Genomic DNA, 16103 nt, shown 5'->3' on the forward strand with positions numbered 1-16103 from the left:
CCAAGGACCACCGGCCGCAACTTGTCGGGATCATTGCTCGTGTGGATCGATCTCGCGCACGATCTGGGAGACCTCTCCTTCATATTCGTCTGCCCGCACGACTGTGAGCGTTCCGTCGCCGGCGCGGAAGATGACGATGCTGACCATCAGGCTGGTGGCGAGGCTGAAGGCGAAGGCGTTGGCTTCTACGAGGGACATTTTTCCGGCTCCTGTTCTTGAAGCGGGGAGCGATCCCCGCGTGACAGGCGCCCGATGTGTCCGACCGAGGCCGCGATCACCGTGAAGGCAAGGCCGAAACGGCGGCACGCTTTGCGTAGTCCGACCCTTTATGGGTTGATGGCATCAGGCCCTCGGACCGGACCAAGGAATTGCGCCGACCAACGCGGGGATAGTTTCCCTGTTCTCCATTCCAGGACGGGATGAACCTCGTGTTTCGCCACTTCGCATTCATTGACGCCAAATCGTCAGGAGCGATCGTCCAATCAACGCGCTGAGAACGACGTAAATCGGCGCGAATGACTTGAGGCGGGTGGACTGGTGGTCCCTTCACGTGGCGCCGAACCTCATGACCGGAATGCCGAGCCTGCGGGCCTTGTCGGCGAGGTTGTCCTGAATGCCAGAGCCCGGGAAATGAATGACGCCGATCGGCAAAGTGTCGAGCATGGCATCGTTGCGCTTGAAGGGCGCGGCCTTGGCATGCCTGGTCCAGTCCGGCTTGAAGGCAATCTGCGGCACCTGGCGGCTGTGAGCCCATTTGGCCGCGATCAACTCGGCACCCTTTGGCGAGCCGCCGTGCAGCAGAACCATGTCCGGATGCTTGCCATGGACCTGATCGAGCTTTGCCCAGATCAGCCGGTGATCGTCGAAGTCGAGACCGCCGGTGAAGGCGACTTTCGGTCCCGGCGGCAACAACACCTGGCTGTCCGCATGCTTTCTCGCGGCAACGAAGTCCCGGCTGTCAATCGTTGCCGCGGTCAGGTTGCGGTGGTTGACGACAGAGCCCGAACGCGGGCGCCAGATCGAGTGGGTGTGATGCTCGAAATGCTCGGCGGCCTGGTCACGCATCAGTTCGAAGGCGTTGCGGCGTTCAAGCAGCGTCTGACCTTGGGCGATGAGGCGCTCGAGTTCGACCGACTTGACCTCGGATCCATCCTGTTCGCGCTGCAGCCGCTGCTGGCCAACCTCGTTTTCATCGAGCTCGCGTTCGATCCGCTTGGTCGCGCGATGGAACAGATTGACCGTACCCCATAGCAACTCCTCGAGATCGGGTTCCAGGCGTGTGTCGGCAATCGCCACCAGGAGAGCGTCGAAAATGTCGGCGATGCTGGCCGCGACCACCCGGCCTTCGGGAAGCGGGCGCGGATCGGGTTCGTCGTCGAAGGGACGGTAGCCATAGAGCTGAAGCTCCTGAAGGACATGGTCGATGGGAGATGATGCGGGTTGCGGCTCGAAGTCGGTATCGTGCTCGGTGCTCATGACGGCTTGCCTTCGTGATACCGGCCGCGCTCATCGCGGCCTTCATGGCGACGAAGGCGACGGACGATCCGGACTTGCACCCTAAGCGCGAGCGCAGGGCCGAAACGAAAGTGAAGGATGGCTGCGCCCGGCTATTTTGCCTCGCGATGGAAAGGCCCAAAGACGGGGTCCCGCGCGGCTCGCCGCACGGGGTGGCAAGGGCCGCCGGAAAATAGCCGGGCGCAGCCATTGCCTGTCCGGACCGGCCGGCGCCCGATCGCCCTCTGGAAGGCCGCGGGCCGGCCCTCGCACAGCGAAGATCAAATGCGCACCCAAGAGCCAGGCATCGCTGGCACGCCCCTCCTTCCCTTCCGGGTCAGGCCGCCAGCTTCATGAAGCGCTCGACATCCTGTGGCTCGATCTGGACCCGCAGGATCGCCCTCAGCGCATTGGCGCCGAGCAGACGCAGATCCTCGTTGAAGTCGCCAAGTTTCGGCGTCAGAACCATCGCCTCGATACCGGCCGCGCTGGTGCGCTCAATCAGGGTTGCCACTGCTGCGTCGCCTGCCGGATCGTTGTCGCGGACGATGTAAAGGCGCCGCAATGTGTCAGGAAACAGGATTGCGGACAGATGTGCCGCCGACAGCGCCGCCAGTGCCGGCATGGCGGGCAGGACAGTGCGTTGCGACAGCATAGTCTCGATGCCTTCGCCGGCGGCCATGACATCGCAGCTGCCGCCGAAGCGGACGGCGTGCCCGAGCAGTTCGCCCATGGCCCGTCTCGGCGTGTCGAGCGGAGCGCGGCCGAGATGGGCTTCGCTAAAGCCGCCCGGATCGAGCCAGGTGCGGTGCACCCCGGTAAGCTGGCCTTTGAGGTCGGTGACCGTCGCGATCATTGCCGGCCATGCTTCAGTCGGGCCGTGGTCTGGACGGTAGTAGCAGCGGGGATGAAACCGCAGGCTCCCGGTCTCATGCAAGGCTGTGATCGCGCGTGCGCGCAAATACGTCTCAACAAGTGTTCCCCGTATCGGCTGCGACATGGAAACCAGCCGCCGCGCCGCTTCAGTGGAACCGCCGGCAGCGGGAGGGTTTTGTTCCCACCGGCCCTTTGGTTCGTCCGTGCGCGGCATGGACAGAAAGCTGCGCGCCTCGTCACAGACCTCCTTGAAATCGACAAGGCCAAGCGATTCCCGAATGACGTCCAGAAGGTCGCCATGTTCGCCGGTGGCGGCGTCGGTCCACTTGCCTGCCGCGCCTTTGCCGGCATGCGGTCCCTCAAGGCGGACAAACATTGACCGCCCAGGCGAATTGCGAACATCGCCGACCAGCCAGTACCGGCCTTCGCGGTGACCATTGGAAAGATAGCGTCGGCACACCGCCCCGGCATTTGCGGCAAGCCTTCGCGCAAGATCGTTGGCATGGTGCATTGTGGACTCCCAAACGAAAAATGGGCCCGCCGTTTTCGACGGGCCCTCGGGCTACGTGGTGCTCCTTCAGCTATTCGGCCGCGACCGCCTGTGTATCGAGTGCGGCTGCTTCATTGTCGGTCTGCAACTCTGCTTCCGCGACAGCCAATTCGCCGCCGCCTTCCGCCGTTTCCCCGACCCGCTGTTCGATGGAGCCATCGATCGCGGTCGACGCGGGTTCAGCGACCGTAACGCCTGGTCGGCCGGGGGTGCGCAGTGGCTCCGGCAACCATCCGGTACCCGAGAGCAGTTGCTGCGCCGTCTCCGCCATGTCGTCCTTCTTCAGATGCTCGATCCGATCGCCGGCTCGTGTGTCCTTTGCCTCGCGAACAGACGCGAGAATACGCGCCTTGGTGACACGGCCGAGATAGGTGTCGACCGTTGGCACCCATCCGGCCGCCACCATGTCGAGATTAACGGCCTGTGCAAGCCGGTCGGCGTGGGATAGCGCACGCGGTCGACGATTATACGCCTCGTAGATCGCGTTGACCGAGAGGGACACACAATGCGCGAACAGCGCCTGACGGCTGTCGATTTCGAACGTCTGCAAAGCTTCCCACAGATCCTCAGGTTCTTTCGGGAGCACCGCCACCCATGACTGATGACGAGCATCGACTGCCTCTGCCATGCGGCTGTCATTCAAGCCCGGTGTCTGGGCGCCGAAACTGATGATTTTCAGATCGAGTTCCAGGCACGTATCCGAGCCGTAGCGATAGAAGGCCCGCAGCGTGAGCGCATGAAGCGCAGCGAGGAATGCGACATCAGGCTGCTCGCCGAGCGCATGGCGCAAGGCAAGCGTTCGATGGGCAGTCAGCTCGGTCATCAAGCGATCCGGTATCGGCTTCAGGCCGTTGTCTTCGTCCTGCTCGATCGTGGTCTCTGGGCCGGCGGTAGAGCCATTGAGTAGGCGCTCCGCTCGCGCCGCGCCGGCGTCAGCCGCGGTCTCGTCATCGACCCCCGCTTCAACCGGCCGTTCGTCTTCGGGACGAACATATCCACGCTCGACCTTGAGGTTACCTGATGCATCGATGCTGACAAAGGCGCCCGCGCACCCGATCTCATCGGGGTTGAAGATCTCCGCCCGTTCGTCAATCGCACTGATCGCAGTTTCGATCTCGCCCAGCCGTTCGTCGACCTCCTCGGGTAGTTCGTCGGAATCGCGGTAAGCCTCCTCAAGCCCGTTCAACTCGGCCTCGAGTGCGTCGCGTGTGGCTTGTTCTTGCGCCGTGAGAGCGGGCTGTTCGCCACGAAGGCGGCGGAGGCCGTAAGTGTGCCCATAAGGAAAATCGGGGGCGACATCGATCCACTTCCAGCCCTCAGCCGAAATTGCATCGGACTGCACCCGCAGCTTTTCCGCAACCAGTCTCTCCAGGAGGCTGACATCCTGCAGCCAACCGCCGTCGTCGCCTTGGAACAGGTCACGCAGAACGACGCCACCAGCCTCGGCATAGGCGCCGAGGCCGACGAATTGTGCACGCTTGTCGGAAACGCGAACCGCTGCCTCGGTCAGCATGCGGCGGATGGTATGTGGTTCTTTGTTGTAGCTCTGAGCGAGACGTTCGAAGACCTGCTCTTGTCGTTCATGGTCGCCGTTGACGGTGAACGCCATGAGCTGATCAAGGGTCATGCCGTCTTCGGCATATACATCAAGGAGTTTGGGCGACACCGACGCAAGCCGAAGCCGCTGCCTGACGACGGACACGGAGACGAATTGGTTGGCGGCGATTTCCTCTTCAGACATGCCCTTCTCACGGAAGGTCAGGAAAGCGCGGAACTGGTCCAGCGGATGAAGCGGCGCGCGCTGTATATTCTCAGCGAGCGAATCTTCCTCGGCCAGACCGCCTTCGCGCATGACGCACGGCACAGGTGCGTTCTTGGCAAGTCGCTTCTGCTTGACAAGAAGTTCGAGTGCGCGATAGCGGCGCCCGCCAGCGGGAATCTCGAACATGCCGGTCTCATTGCCGTCGGCATCGCACACAGGCCTGACGGTGATGCTCTGTAGCAACGTTCGCCGGGCGATGTCCTCCGCCAGGTCCTCGATCGACACGCCGGCCTTGATCCGCCGTACGTTCGCCTGGGAAATGACGAGCTGATTGAAGGGGATGTCGCGCGAGGACGACAGGGTGATTTTCTTCGCAGCAGTAGCCATTGAGATGCACTCCGCGACGGGCGGCCGAAAGCCTCTCTCTCGACCTCCAACCCGTCATGAAGCTACGGCCCACCTCTCACTCTGAGAGGCGAGCCATAGATCCGGACGGCAGGAAAAATGCGAATCCGCAGAGGCCAAGTGGTTGTCAGGTGGCGCGGTCGAGTAGCCTCTTCGCCTTGGCTTCCAGGTCGAGGCGCGCGTCCTGATGCGTCTTGTCCCGTGCCATCGCGGTGATGCCCTGGACAAAGTCGAAAACGCTCTCCGGCTTGTGGCCCTCCTCGCCTAGCACGGTCTCTATGATCTTTGTGGCCTCGGCTTTGCTGAAGCCGCGCTTGCGCAGGAAGTCGGTGCGGTCTTCGTCAGATCTCGCCACGATCCGCTCGCGGGCCGCCTTGATACCGTTGACGAAAGGCGCCGGGCTGGAATTGGCGAAGCGTGCGAGCGCTGGTGCCGCCTCGTGGGCGAAGCGTGACGCGGCATATTTCGAGTGACGGATTACGATCTCCTCAAAATCCTCGACGCCCCACAGATTGCGATTCTGGCAGACGGCGCGGAGATAGAAGGACGCCATCCCGAGAGTCCTCGCACCAACCTCCGAATTCCAGCAATAAAAGCCGCGAAAGTAGAGATCCGGCGAACCGTCAGGCAATCGTCCAGCCTCGATCGGATTAAGATCATCTACGAGGAACAGGAAGACATCACGATCGCTCGCGTAAAGAGTCGTCGTGTCTTTGCTCACGTCGACACGGGGATTGTAGAGTCCAGTCGACCAGTTCAGCACGCCGGGCACCTTCCAGCGCGTGTCGCCGGTGCCGTCGCCGGCGATTCGCTGAACTGCAGCGACCAGCTCATGATCGTAGATCCGGCCATAGTCAGGCCCGGTAACAGCGCGCAATTCCACGCGTCCATCGCCTGTCTCAAGCGTCTTGATATGCTCGCCGCGGTGTCTGGCCAAGCCATACTGCAGATTGATTCCGGCCAGCGAAGCGGGGAGTTGGCGAAGGTATGTCGCCGGCGCGCCGATCAGGCCCGCGAGTTGTCCAAAGCTCCAGTGGGTCGGTGCAATTGGCTCGACCGGACCAGGAAGAACCAGTGATAGGCGTTCGGCGTTGTCTCGGCTGGCTTCAACGCGAATAGTCGTGGTCTCGACGGTGCGCGTCCTGCTGTGTTGGCTGCGGGTGTGGACGGACGCGAACAGATCTGACAACGAAAGGAACCGCTCGTCATCGGGTCGAGAAAACCATTCCGACGACACGCGACCGATCCGGTGCCCCCGGGCCACATCGACTTTGTAGCCGCCGCTAGCGTCCCGCACTGCATCCAGAACTTCAACATTACTCATGGCTGATCTCCATGACAGACCGCCGGAAGCCTCTCTCCCGATCTTCAATCCGTCACAGCCAAGAAGACAGCCCTCTCACTCTACCCGAGCCTGCCGCGACGTTCGGGTCGCGGAAGCGACGGATCGAGAGAAACGCCGGGCTCTGGCGAAGTGTCAGGCCTTTTCCTTTCAGCTTCAGGCTTTAGGTAACAATGGGCCGTGATTTCGGCTGCGCGAGGATCAACCCATGTGCAATGATTACGAGCAGCATATCGCCTGGGCCGAATATTGCCGGATGATGCAATCGCTGGCGCTCGACATTCCTAGCCATCAGACCGAACTGGATTTGCCACAGGCGGATGACATTCGCATCAGTGACCCCGCTCCGATCATGCGCGCCTCCGGCGACACGATCGAACTCACGCGCATGACCTTTGCCTTTCCGCCGTCCGGTCCCAAAGGCGGGCCTGTCTTCAACTTCCGCTCCGAGGGTCGGAATTTCTCCAACAGCAAGCGCTGTCTCATCCCGGCATCAGCCTTTTTCGAATTCACCGGAAAGAAGTCACCGAAGGCGAAGCATCGCTTCACGCTCAACGGTGCCTCGTTCATGGCGATCGCCGGCCTGTGGCGCGATGGCGAGGGCAACAAGCCGCCAACATTCGCCATGCTGACGACTGAACCCGGGCCTGACGTGGCGCCCATCCACAATCGCCAGATTGTGGTGCTGCCTCCGCATGATTGGGCGGCCTGGATCCACCTCACCAAGCCCGAGGCGGAGCTATTGAAGGCCTTGCCTGCCGGGTCATTGGCGGTGGAAACCGTGCGACAAGGGAGCGACTAGATCAGATGCCTGTGCGCTTTGCGCGAACCCGGGAGATCCTCAATGGCATCGCTGCGGCAATGGTTGCCCCACGAGATCGCAGCTCTCGCCAAAGCGCGGGCGCTTCGTTGCCCCTGGTTGCCGAGTGGCCACTTCCGCCATCGGCAATGCTTGGCTCGTCGGTGCGCACGAAAGGAATCGAGCGTGAAATACGGGCTCACCTGCCCTGGGCGGTGAGGAAGTACGCCAAGGCCGAGACTGGTCGCATCATACTGCGGATGGGCGAAGACGATGCAGAAGAGTTCGAGGGCGCCTCGAGCAAGATCGCCAAGATGCTGGAAACCATCGAAGTGTTGCCGGTCCTGCCGCGCGAAGCCGAGGACATCCTCACAATCTCTTCGCGGGAGCGTCACAAGTGGCTCAAGGACGGACGGCTGCTAAGCATCGGCACCCGCACCGTGAAGATGCGCGGTCGATCCAAGGCCGTCACCTTCCACGTTTTCGATCCCAAGCACATCGAGGACATCCTTGATCGCGATCTGCCAAGCCTTTGGCGCGAAGAGGACGCGCAGCAAGTTACGGAGAACAGGCGACGCGGCGCCGGCAAGGCCGCCCTGACGCGGGCGGGAAAGAGTAGCGGCAAGGTTCACGGTGCCGGGAATGACCCCAGAGAGGACGCGCCCCGGCCCAAGTTGAAGGGCTGGGATGCGTTCGACGATGAGGGACTTCTCCGTTAGATCCGTCTTGGAGCCAATTCGCGTCGAGAAGTGGCCCTAAGCGAAAGCTTCCCGGAAGCCACGCTGCAGTCGCGATTGCCCGTCCTGAACCATTCCATATTCAAAGAGTTCTTCAAGCTGACAACCGCCCATTTTTAAGGATGGCCGATGTTCGAAAACTTCGTGCTTGAAATGATGGAAACCGAGGACGGGCCGATACGGCTGCGGCATGGCGGATCTGGACCGCCGCTGCTTCTGATCCATGGCCATCCTCGCTCGCATATGACGTGGGGCCAGGTCGCGGACTTGCTGTCAGCACATTTCAGGATCGTGTGCCCCGACCTTCCGGGCTTCGGGCGCTCCTACATACCGGGCGACGACCCAGAGAGCAGGTTCTCGTCCAAGCGAGCAAAGGCTTCGGCGCTGGTGGAGGTGATGGAAAGGTTGGGCCACCACACTTTCTTCGTCGCCGGGCATGACCGTGGCAGCCTGGTCGCTTTCAGAATGGCGATGGACCATCCCGACCTGGTGCGAAAACTGATTGCCGTGGATGGATTGCCAGTTATCGAGCATCTGGAGCGTGCCGACTGGAAATTTGCCCGCGATTGGTACCACTGGTTCTTCTTCGCTCAACCCGATAAGCCGGAACGGGCGATCCTGGCAGACCCGTTGGCCTGGTATAGCGCGTTGCGGCCAGATGAGATGGGACGCGAAGCCTATGACGAGTTGGTTTCGTTCATCCACGATCCCACTATCGTCCATGGGATGGTCGAAGACTACCGCGCAGGTATCAGGATCGACCATCGCCATGACCGTGAGGATCGCGATGCCGGCCGGAAGGTGGGCTGTCCGATGCTCTGCCTTTGGTCGCTCGACGACGACCTGGAGCAGATCTATGGCAACCCGGTTGCGATCTGGAAGCTCTGGGCGGATGACGTGAGCGGCTACGGGATCAAGAGTGGGCACCACGTCGCCGAAGAAAATCCAGCCGCACTCGCAGCAGCGTTCAAGGCCTTTCTCTGAAAAATGACAGAGCAGCGATTGAGCGATCGCCCATGCGTATCGACGAACCCAGCCATTGTTCGGCAGACCCGTTCTTGCGACGCCCTATTTGAAATCCCGCGTCTTCACCTTGATCTGGTCGATGTGCAGATAGGGATCGATGATATTCCTCGGCCTCGGCCCCTTGGGCATGGCGCGCGGGTCGGGCGTCGGACTGCCATAATGCAACTCGTCGCCCCGCCCATGCGGCAGCGGGAAGGCAGTGTCCCGATCACCAACGCTGGCCAGATCAGACGAGAGATCGCTGAGTCGGTGTGCCACGAGATGGACCACATCGCCTTCCCTCTGGATGCGCCCATAGACGCCAATCATGCCGGCGCCCAGCACCACCCTTCGATATTTTTCGAAAATCTTCACCCACACCACCAGATTGGCGATGCCGGTCTCGTCCTCGATCGTGATGAACATCACGCCCTTGGCCGAGCCCGGTCGTTGGCGGACCAGCACGAGACCAGCCGCTTCCAGCCATTGTCCGTCGCGGGCCTGCATGGCCTCCCGGCACGAGACGATACGCTTGCGACGCAGGTCTGCCCGCAGGAAGGAAAGCGGATGGTCGCGCAGGGTTAGTCCGACATGCCCGTAGTCCTCAACCACCTCACCGCCGGCGGTCATGGCACGCAATGTCACGCCCGGCTCCTGGATCTCCGGCGCCGTCCGCTGTTCACGGGCAGATGCGGCTGCAAACAGCGGCAGCGGCTCGTCGCGCAGCGCCTTGATCGCCCACAGTGCCTCCCTCCTCGCCAGCGACAGTGACGGTTGAAACGCGTCGGCCTGGGCGAGCTCGACCAGAGAAGCAGCGGGCACGCCGGCGCGATGCCAGAGGTCATCCACTGAGGCAAATGCCTGGTCAGCGCGTACGGTGATGATGGAAGCCGCATCAGCATTGGCAAGGCCCCGAACCATCCGCATGCCAAGGCGAACGGCGAACCGGTCTTCATCCTCGGCGGGCTCGAGCGTGCAATCCCAGCGTGATGCGTTGACGCAGACTGGAAGCACCTCGACACCATGGTCGCGCGCGTCGCGAACGATCTGCGCCGGCGCGTAGAATCCCATCGGCTGGGCGTTGAGAAGGGCCGCGCAGAAAACATCCGGGTGATGGCATTTCAGCCAGGACGAGGCGTAGGCGATCAGCGCGAAGCTCGCCGCATGGCTCTCGGGAAAGCCGTAGCTGCCGAACCCCTCGAGTTGCCTGAAGGTCTTTTCGGCGAACTCGCACTCATAGCCGTTCTTGACCATACCGCCGATCAGCTTGGCGCCGAAGCTGGAAACGCCGCCGGTGTGCTTGAAGGTCGCCATGGCGCGGCGAAGTTGATCGGCTTCGCCCGGCGTGAAGCCGGCGCATTCGATCGCCACGCGCATGGCTTGCTCCTGGAACAGCGGTACGCCCAGCGTCTTTCCAAGCACCTTTTCGAGCTCGGGTTTGGGATAGACCACCTCTTCCTTGCCTTCGCGCCGGCGCAAATATGGATGCACCATGTCGCCCTGGATGGGGCCTGGCCGCACGATCGCGACCTCGATGACCAGGTCATAGAAGGTCCGCGGCTTGATGCGCGGCAGCATTGACATCTGGGCGCGGGATTCAATCTGGAAGGTGCCCAGCGTATCGGCCTTGCGGATCATCGCGTAGGTGCGCGGATCCTCAGCCGGAATCGTCGCGAGATCGAGGGTGATGCCCTTGTGTTCGGCCAAGAGATCGAAGCCGCGCTTCATGCAGGACAGCATGCCGAGCGCCAGTACGTCGACCTTCATGAACTTCAGCGCGTCGATGTCATCCTTGTCCCATTCGATGACCTGACGATCCTTCATCGCGGCGGGTTCGATCGGCACCAGATCGTCCAGCCTGTCACGCGTCAGGACGAAACCGCCGGGATGTTGCGACAAATGCCGCGGCGCGCCTATCAATTGCTTGGCCAAATCCAAAGCCAGGCGCAGACGGCGGTCGCCGAGATTGAGGTTCAGCTCTTCGGCATGTTTTGGCTGGACACCTTCGTCCGACCAGCCCCAGACCTGCGATGACAGCATCTTGATCAGGTCTTCGGGCAGGCCAAGCGCCTTGCCGACGTCGCGCAAGGCGCCTTTCGAGCGATAGCGGATGACGGTCGAGCACAAGGCCGCGTGCTCGAGGCCATAGGTTTCGAACACCCATTGCATGACGATTTCTCGCCGCTCATGCTCGAAATCGACATCGATATCAGGGGGCTCCCGGCGCTCTTCGGAGACGAAGCGTTCGAACAAGAGGTCATTGCGGTCGGGATCGATCGAGGTGATGCCGAGCACATAGCAGACGGCGCTGTTGGCCGCCGACCCCCTGCCCTGGCAGAGAATGTCCTGGCTGCGCGCAAACCGAACGATCGAGTTGACCGTCAAAAAATATGGCGCGTATTGCAGCTTCTCGATGAGCTGCAGCTCATGTCTGAGCGTGCCGATAACCTTGTCCGGCACGCCCTCGGGAAAGCGCTCCGTCGCGCCTTCCCAGGTCAGTTTCTCCAAGGCCTGCTGCGGTGTCAGGCCCGGCAGCATGCGCTCTTCGGGATATTGATAGGCAAGTTCGTCGAGGGAGAACCGGCAGCGCTCGGCAATCTCGGTGGTCCGCGCGAGCGCTTCCGGATAGCGGCCAAAAACCCGCGCCATTTCTTCCGGCGGTTTCAGATAGCGGTCGGCGTGGCGCTCACGCCGAAACCCGGCATCGTCGATCGTGACATTGTGCCGGATGCAAGTGACGACATCCTGGAGAATGCGCCGTGACGGTTCGTGAAACAGCACGTCGTTGGTGACCACCGTCGGCACACCGATCTCTCCGGCAAGGTTGGACAGATCGTGCAGCCGCAGCGCATCGTTCGGGCGGCGCTGCAGGGTAAGCGCCATACAAGCCCGTTCGCCAAACGCGTCGCGCAACCGGCGCAGCCAGAGTGAGCATGTGTCATCTGCCTGGTCGGGCACGAGTACTGCAACGAGGCCCTCGCCATAGGCGACAACGTCAGCCCAATGCAGCACGCATTTCGCCTTGCCGCCACGCTTCTTGCCCAGCGACAGCAAGCGGCACAGCCGCGAGTAGGCCGGGCGATCGGTCGGGTAGACCAGGATGGAAATCTCTTCCACCAGATCCAGCCGGCAGCCGACGATCAGCCTGACGCCGGTTGCCTTTGCAGCCTCGTGCGCGCGGACAATGCCGGCCAGACTGTTGCGATCACAGATGGCAAGGGCGAGCATTCCCATGCTGGCTGCTTGCGCGAACAGTTCCTCACAGGAACTCGCGCCCCGCAGAAAGGAAAAATGCGAGGTGCATTGCAGCTCGACATAGCACGCGTTCATCCGAAGATGCCATGCAGGAACCAGCGATGCGAGCCGGTCGCGGCATCCTCGCCGTCGCCTGCGCGATAAATCCAGAACCGCTCGCCGGCTTCGTCCTCGACCTGGAAATAGTCGCGCACGGCGGCAAGCTCGGCGTCGCGCTTCCACCATTCGCCGAAAACCCGCTCAGGTCCATCGGCGCGCTTGACCCGTCGACGGATGCCTTTCCAGGTGAAGCTCGCCGGCGGATGGTCCGGTAGCAGCGCGATGGCCTCGATCGGCTCCGGCACGGTAAACAAGCGAGCCGGACGCGGCCAATGGTCTGGCCATGCGTCGCCGGTCTCAGCGGATCCGGCGGCTACGCGCCGGAAAGATCGCTCGGGTACATCGCTGGCAACCGGGGTAAACCGATAGAGCTTTTCCTCACCGACACGATTGCTAAGTGTGTCGATCAAATCCGAGATGTCTGCGTCCCGTTGCTCGATCAGCGACGAAACCGTCTGCCTGGGCATCAGTGATTCTGCCAACGGCGCGGACAACCTCATCAGCTCGATGCCGAAGCCCGGATCGACCGTCTCGATCTTGTCGCAGATGAGACGCGTGAGCCGCCTCACATCGCGGACCGGCAAGGCCGTGCCGACGCGAATGGCTTCGATGCGGTTGTCGACGCGGTAGAGCAGCAGGTCGAGCCGCCGGGCGCCGAGGCCTTTGGTCTCCAGTTCGGCACACAACGCCTGAACAAGCTTGCCGACATAGTGCGCGATGGTCTCGGCCGCACCGATGGGCTCGCCAAAGGTCCGCTTTACCTCGACCACATCGGCTGGCCGCACGGGCTCTATCGGTTCGGCAAGGGGTCCAGAAGCCTGGTCAAGGCGGCGGCCCAGTTCCGGTCCGAAGCGCAGCGTCAGTGGCGCACGTGGCTGCTTCAGAAGCTCGCCTACCCTTTCGAAGCCCAAAACCCGCAGACCGCCGACGATTGCATCGGGCAATCGCAGTGCCGCGATGGGCAGAGGGGAAATCGCGTCGTAAGCTTCATTGACGGCGACCACGCTGACGGTCTGCCTGACATATCGCGCGACAGCATGGGCGGCACCCCAGCTGTCCGCAACCGCTGCCCGCGCCGTGACGCCGGCTTGGCCGAGGCGTTCGACCATGTCAGTCAGCATCAGCCGTTCACCGCCATGGAGGTGATCGGCGCCCGTGGTGTCCATGACCAATCCGTCCGGAGGATCCGCGGCGACGATCGGCGCGTACCGCCGCAAGGCCCACAGGGCCAACCGCTCCAATGCCTTCGCGTCGGCATCGGGTTCGGACTCCATGACCGCCAGCCCCTGCACGAGCGCCTGCGCCTTCGTCGCCGGCATTCCCACGCGCAGGCCCGCTTCCAGTGCCGCGCGATCGGCCGCAACCACCAAGCGGCGATTGCCTTGCCGCCCGACCAGCACCAAAGGCTTATCCGGTGGCGGCGAGACGTCGCCCAATTTCCTTCTGAGCCGGTCGGTCGACCAGCTTGGAAGGAAGAGCGAGACGACCCTTTGCATCACAAGCCTCCACTTCGATATCCAGTGTTTCCCCTCCACGAGACCGGATCAGTTCAAGTTGCCATCGCGCCCGGCCAACGCCGGGTACAGGCAGCGGCCGCGATGGCAGCACGGAGACCCGCCAGCGGGTGACAGACGCCGTCGGTTGCCCGAAATCGGCCGCTTCGGTCTGCCGGCGCCAGCGGCGGATGGCGATGCCGATCGCGCCGGAGCCTTCCGATGCCAGTTGCAACCGGCGCGAGGCAGTCATGGACAGACGCGCCACTTCCGCGACCACAGCTCCAAGCCCGACATGCCGCAGACCTTCCTCGAAGCAGGCGAGCAAGGATTTGTCGTCACCGGCTTCAACATAGATCACCCGGTCGGGGTGAAGCCCGACCTGGGCGATTGCCGGCGCAAACAGATCCTGGCGCGTCACGCACCACAGCACCTTGCCTTGCGTCCTCGCTGCAATCCCGGCTGCAAATAGCGACGCTGCGGCGCCATCGATCGCTCCATTGCCGCCGCCGGCAACCTCATGAAGTGCGCCAAGCGCCACACCCCCGCCTGGCAGATGACTGTCGATCGAGGAGATTCCGAATGGGAGCACCGCTCTTTTGCTCGCATTAGCGCCTTCGAGACGCGCAATGCGATCTCGCAGATCGGAAATAGCAGCGTTTGGCGCCGATGCACTCATCTGTCCCCTGAACGCGGAATGCTGATAATATGTTCCTCATTTGTTCTCTTCCTAATGAAGAGTCAATGGTACGGCGAGGTGGCGCTGCGGAAGAAATGTTTGGCGCGACCGCCTGGTGACACCGACAGAGTTGTTTGCCGACAGGACGATACGTCGAGGCCACGATGCTGCGCTGGACGTCGCGCCGGCGACTGCCGGCGCCCAAAGGAAAACGGCGCATAAACCGCAGTCCTGCGCGCGTCCGCAGCAGCGGATGATTGTCGCGCGCGGGACGACGGAAATTCGCCTCCGCCGAGGGCGGTTAACAGGACAGCCGTAGGAGCGTCAGCATAGCGCCGGCCGCAGGACGGGACGCGGGACCGACTGTCCCCGTCCGCGGTGGTCCGCGTGCAGCATCGACCCATGAAAGAAGTTGCCTTGGAAATTGAGCACGGAGCCTCAACCGATTGCCAGTGTGACTATCCCATTGAAAAACGAGCCTATTTTCCAACCATCAGGAGTCTATTGACACCTTTGTTCTTATTTTGTTCACTGTTGGGAGGATTGATACAGGAGGCGAACCATGGAACTTCGCTTGAACATTGAAGGTGCAACGCCCGAGGAACTGGCACGCGGGGTCGCGGCAGCCGAAGCAGTCTTCGCGCGCGCCGGCATTACGGCTTTGCAAGGCGCGGAAGGTTTGTTCGCGTTGGAAGGCTGGGATATCAAAGGCTTTCCAGAAGACGACCAGCCAACCGAGGACGAGGACCAGGCTGCTTCAGTCTGGATGGAAGCCGACGAGGCTGCGACGACTGCATGTTGTGCGGGCTGGCCGGAGGACAAAGTTCCAAGCCATCAGATCATGGAATTGATCGACGTTCCCCGAACGCGGTTGCAATCCGAGGCGCTTCCGGACACGTGGCCGGCGCGCAGGCAGCTTTATCCTGACGTCGTCAAACGGCTGGAGGTTGCAGCTGGCCCGGACCGCCAGATCGATTTCGATATTGCCTTCGTTCTTGGTTGGGTGCCCGAGCGGCCGACGCTGGATCGGGTCGAGCCGCTTTCGGAAGATGGCGACCGTATCCCCTTCTTCACCAGCGACCTTGCCCAGGTTGAGGAAATGGCCCGCAAGGCGCTCAAGGACTGGAAGATCGAGATTGACCGAGATCCCTATGATGCCCACGTTTTCGACCCCGCAGCTGCCGATGATGGTGACGAATTGCGCATGGCGGCGTGGCGCGATTTCGACGGCTCCTTGCTTATGGAGAAGCCGCCTGCAAATCCTGCAATCGCGCTGACCCTGGCAATGATGCGCGGCCAATCCATGCATTTCGAATAATGGTGAACGGCAATGACATGGCACTCCGGCCGAGCGGCTGACGAGGCCACACCGGGTCTGAGGAGAGAGACGATGTCAGAAAAACCACCCTATATGCCGACCGGCATTGGAATGGGCTTGATGAGCGACGACGAGATCAAGGTCGGCGTTCTGATATTCGAAACAGCGCAAGGTAACTTCGACTTCGCCGTCAATCTGCAGGCAGTCGATGTCCTCACGAAGGCAATCAATAAGATCGAGATGCATCTCCGCTCCGGCCAGACGCACTGAGTGTCCGACGATGTGCCAG

Annotated in this window: 13 protein-coding genes; 5 read left to right on the forward strand and 8 right to left on the reverse strand. The window is 62.1% G+C overall.

Annotated features, from left to right (window positions below; all coding sequences use genetic code 11):
• Nucleotides 1-30: 30 nt before the first annotated feature.
• The 5 genes from LB519_RS15980 to LB519_RS16000 all read right to left on the reverse strand — a co-directional run bounded on the left by LB519_RS15980 (nt 31) and on the right by LB519_RS16000 (nt 6411).
• Nucleotides 31-198, reverse strand: a complete 168-nt coding sequence (locus tag LB519_RS15980; protein ID WP_224620562.1) for a hypothetical protein — start codon at nt 196-198, stop codon at nt 31-33.
• 348 nt (nt 199-546) lie between these two features.
• Complete coding sequence (locus LB519_RS15985) at nt 547-1476, reverse strand: DUF2493 domain-containing protein (protein ID WP_224620563.1); 930 nt, start codon at nt 1474-1476, stop codon at nt 547-549.
• 355 nt (nt 1477-1831) lie between these two features.
• The gene (locus tag LB519_RS15990) at nt 1832-2881 is read right to left on the reverse strand and encodes a toprim domain-containing protein (RefSeq protein ID WP_224620564.1); all 1050 of its coding nucleotides are present in this window, start codon (nt 2879-2881) and stop codon (nt 1832-1834) included.
• A 70-nt stretch (nt 2882-2951) separates the two neighbouring features.
• Complete coding sequence (locus LB519_RS15995; protein ID WP_224620565.1) at nt 2952-5069, reverse strand: ParB/RepB/Spo0J family partition protein; 2118 nt, start codon at nt 5067-5069, stop codon at nt 2952-2954.
• Nucleotides 5070-5214: 145 nt separating this feature from the next.
• A complete protein-coding gene (locus LB519_RS16000) occupies nt 5215-6411 on the reverse strand; it encodes a DUF932 domain-containing protein (protein ID WP_224620566.1) in 1197 nt (398 codons plus the stop codon).
• Between the two features lie 226 nt (nt 6412-6637).
• Between LB519_RS16000 and LB519_RS16005 the strand changes: the two genes are divergently transcribed.
• The 3 genes from LB519_RS16005 to LB519_RS16015 all read left to right on the forward strand — a co-directional run bounded on the left by LB519_RS16005 (nt 6638) and on the right by LB519_RS16015 (nt 8949).
• Complete coding sequence (locus LB519_RS16005; protein ID WP_224620567.1) at nt 6638-7231, forward strand: SOS response-associated peptidase; 594 nt, start codon at nt 6638-6640, stop codon at nt 7229-7231.
• A gap of 59 nt (nt 7232-7290) precedes the next feature.
• Nucleotides 7291-7947, forward strand: a complete 657-nt coding sequence (locus LB519_RS16010) for a hypothetical protein (RefSeq protein ID WP_224620617.1) — start codon at nt 7291-7293, stop codon at nt 7945-7947.
• A 147-nt stretch (nt 7948-8094) separates the two neighbouring features.
• A complete protein-coding gene (locus LB519_RS16015; protein WP_224620568.1) occupies nt 8095-8949 on the forward strand; it encodes an alpha/beta fold hydrolase in 855 nt (284 codons plus the stop codon).
• Between the two features lie 84 nt (nt 8950-9033).
• Here the strand turns inward: LB519_RS16015 and LB519_RS16020 are convergent, their stop codons facing one another.
• The 3 genes from LB519_RS16020 to LB519_RS16030 are packed head-to-tail and all read right to left on the reverse strand — an operon-like array spanning nt 9034 to nt 14496.
• The gene (locus tag LB519_RS16020; RefSeq protein ID WP_224620569.1) at nt 9034-12300 is read right to left on the reverse strand and encodes an error-prone DNA polymerase; all 3267 of its coding nucleotides are present in this window, start codon (nt 12298-12300) and stop codon (nt 9034-9036) included.
• Entirely contained in the window at nt 12297-13820 is a 1524-nt protein-coding gene (locus LB519_RS16025; RefSeq protein ID WP_224620570.1) for a DUF6504 family protein, read from the reverse strand. The genes LB519_RS16020 and LB519_RS16025 overlap by 4 nt, the downstream gene beginning before the upstream one ends.
• Nucleotides 13732-14496 (reverse strand): ImuA family protein, encoded by a 765-nt coding sequence (locus LB519_RS16030; RefSeq protein ID WP_224620571.1) that lies wholly within the window; start codon nt 14494-14496, stop codon nt 13732-13734. Before LB519_RS16030 ends, LB519_RS16025 begins: the two co-directional genes overlap by 89 nt.
• A 661-nt stretch (nt 14497-15157) precedes the next feature.
• Here LB519_RS16030 and LB519_RS16035 point away from each other — a divergent pair.
• Complete coding sequence (locus LB519_RS16035) at nt 15158-15814, forward strand: hypothetical protein (RefSeq protein ID WP_224620572.1); 657 nt, start codon at nt 15158-15160, stop codon at nt 15812-15814.
• A 72-nt stretch (nt 15815-15886) separates the two neighbouring features.
• Nucleotides 15887-16084 carry a hypothetical protein gene (locus tag LB519_RS16040; RefSeq protein WP_224620573.1) on the forward strand — a complete coding sequence of 66 codons (198 nt, stop codon included), beginning with the start codon at nt 15887-15889 and terminating at the stop codon, nt 16082-16084.
• Nucleotides 16085-16103: the final 19 nt, after the last annotated feature.

Source organism: Mesorhizobium sp. AD1-1 (assembly GCF_020164655.1).
In the GTDB taxonomy this organism is placed as follows: Bacteria; Pseudomonadota; Alphaproteobacteria; order Rhizobiales; family Rhizobiaceae; genus Mesorhizobium; species Mesorhizobium ciceri.